This window comes from Rhodococcus sp. (in: high G+C Gram-positive bacteria), assembly GCF_049299235.1.
Taxonomy (GTDB): Bacteria; Actinomycetota; Actinomycetes; order Mycobacteriales; family Mycobacteriaceae; genus Rhodococcus.
In genome coordinates this window covers 1-2419 of the sequence record NZ_JBAQXC010000238.1, presented here as the reverse complement: position 1 = coordinate 2419, position 2419 = coordinate 1, and the positions used below count along the sequence as shown (strand labels likewise).

Below are 2419 nucleotides of genomic sequence, written 5' to 3'. Positions count from 1 at the left end.
CGGGCGGATCGCATTCGGATTCCGCAACCCCGACAACCAGCGACGCAGGGTACGGTGGGCCTGCACCCGCCGCTCCCGGCGGAGCACACCCAGTCGGCGTCAATGCCACTGCTAACTGCGAAGAGCCAGTAAACCGGACGATCATGTGGATATGCCAGAACGGCGTTCATATTTCACCTTCTGTCGTATCCTGGCTTCAACCCATACTCCGGCGGGAGGCAAGACATGGCGCTTGTATCGTGGCGGGTGGATAAGGCGGACGCGGAACAGGCTAGCGCGCTTAAGGCCGCTGGGTGGCTCCGCATGGACGCGAGTTGGGACGGAGATGATCCCAACCTTGAGACGTATACAAGGGATATTCCTAACCCTGAGGCAGCCCTATATCTGGCGGACGCGGTTCCCCAGGCGAAAATCATTCCTTCCGTTGACTTACCTCTGCCATATCCTACCCAATTAACGGCATTAGCACCTCCCGGCAACATAATTGCTTGGCCTTCGAAGCCGGACGGGGAGCTGTCTGCAGCGGATGCCGAAGAGCGAACAAAATATCTCACGCAGGTCGTGGCGCTCGCGGGGGAGATGGTTACCCAGGCAAAGGTATGGAGAGGGCTTGGCATAGCCGGAGCGGTAGCGGTTGCTGCAGCGTTGGGATTTTCTATATTTTTCATATGGAAACTGATCGACAAGATTCCTGAAAATAACCTCAATGGGATTCACTTAATATTCATTGTCTTCACGTTCGCTGTCTTCATTATCTCTCCCGGAGTGCTCTTGATCCTGGGACGGCCGCTAAAAAGCCTCGATGAGTGGACGCCAGACGGGATATTGAAGAGCGACAAGCCGGGGGACGACAAAGCTAAAGAGCCGAATTCGGAAGACCCTAAGAAGGGCTCTGGTGGTGACAGTTAGCGTCACTCTCAGGATCTTTCGCAGCTGGTGTATGACGATGGAAGTGGCACCGCGCTCTTGACCTACACGGCGGTCCAGACGATATTAGAATGAGTTAATCGGTAAACAATTTCACATTATGGCAACCATCCTCAACATCGAATCCTTCAGCAACACCAACCTAAGAGAACGCACGACCCTCACAGCAGGAGCTGAAGCTGGCGCCAGTGCGCTGGTAGTTGCCAGCATCGCGGGCTATGCGGTGGGCGACATCCTGTACGTCGGCGAACTCTCCCGTGAGGGTTGTGAAAAGGTCATCATCCAGTCCATCAGCGGTCTGGTCGTCACGTTGACCTCCGCGCTCAAGCACGACCACGCGGCCTATACGCCCGTCGTGAGCGTCCTGGGCGATCTGATCCACGTCTACCGCGCCGCCAACGTAGACGGAACCGTTCCGGCTGATGTCGCCTTCACCGTGCTAGCCACCCGTGACATAGATCCTGACCAGCTCTCGACCTACTACACCGACAGCTCGGGCAGCTCGAGTTACTGGTATCGCTTCACGTACTACAACGCCACGACGCTCGATGAAACGGATCTGGCGGACTCCATCGCGGTACGGGGTGATGACTTCGGCCACTATGCCTCACTGAGCGAGATTCGGGCCGAAGCAGGCTTTTCCAACAACTACAACCTCAAAGACACCTTCATCGACCAGCAGCGCCGGGCAGCTGAAGCGGAGATCAACACAGCACTGGCGAGCGCCTACACGGTCCCGTTCACCACAGTTCCGGAGATCATCCGCACCCTCACGATCCAACTGGCCGCCGGCCTGTTGCTCCAGGACCAGTACGGCAGCGGTTCGACGAAAGGCAGCGCCAAGCTCAAGGCGGCCCGTGACCAATTGAAGGCGATGCAGAACCGCGAACAGACGATCACAGGTGAAGGCGGCGTGTCTATCGCCACCGGAGGCATCTCGTACTACCCGAGCAATGATCAGAACCTGTGGATCCCGGGAGGGCGCGCCTTCCCGGAAGATGATCGACGAAGTCACAGGATTCTGATCAAGACCAGCGTTGGCGCGCTGGCGGGAAGGCACGCCCGTGCTCACGGTAGTACACGAAGGCCAGGACCCGAACGAGTCCGGCGACGAGGCCGGTTCGGGGCGCTCGTTGCTCGACGAGATCGTCCGCGACGGCGCCCGGCAGATGCTCGCCGCAGCGTTGCAGGCCGAAGTCGCCGACTACATCTGCCGGCACGCCGGTGAGGTCGACGAGGACGGCCACCGCCTGGTGGTCCGCAACGGGTATCACGCGCAGCGCGAGGTGATGACCGCCGCGGGTGCGGTGATGGTGAAGGCCCCGCGCGTCAACGACAAGCGCATCGATCCCGAGACGGGTCAGCGTAAGAGTGCATCTGAAAACTCCGGGTCGAGGGTCAAGCAGAACGGGCAAGCCGACGTGACATCGTGGCGATCATCGCGACGTGGACCATCGCCTCATGATGATCGGGTCGGGTCTCGTAATCCCGG

General features: G+C 59.2%; 1 protein-coding gene and 2 pseudogenes. All 3 read left to right on the top strand.

Going from position 1 to position 2419, the window contains the following annotated elements:
- Positions 1-225 precede the first annotated feature (225 nt).
- Positions 226-909, top strand: coding sequence for a hypothetical protein (locus tag WAX14_RS14120; protein ID WP_422628684.1), 684 nt, complete (start codon positions 226-228; stop codon positions 907-909).
- A gap of 118 nt (positions 910-1027) precedes the next feature.
- A pseudogene (locus WAX14_RS14115) lies at positions 1028-1801 on the top strand (phage protein Gp36 family protein); the annotation flags it as partial.
- A 190-nt stretch (positions 1802-1991) separates the two neighbouring features.
- Positions 1992-2306 (top strand): annotated as a pseudogene (locus WAX14_RS14110) (transposase); the annotation flags it as partial.
- Positions 2307-2419: the final 113 nt, after the last annotated feature.

Excerpts from the sequence above, each read along its gene's own strand:
- WAX14_RS14120 (WP_422628684.1), top strand. The coding sequence starts at position 226 with ATGGCGCTTGTATCGTGGCGGGTGGATAAGGCGGACGCGGAACAGGCT.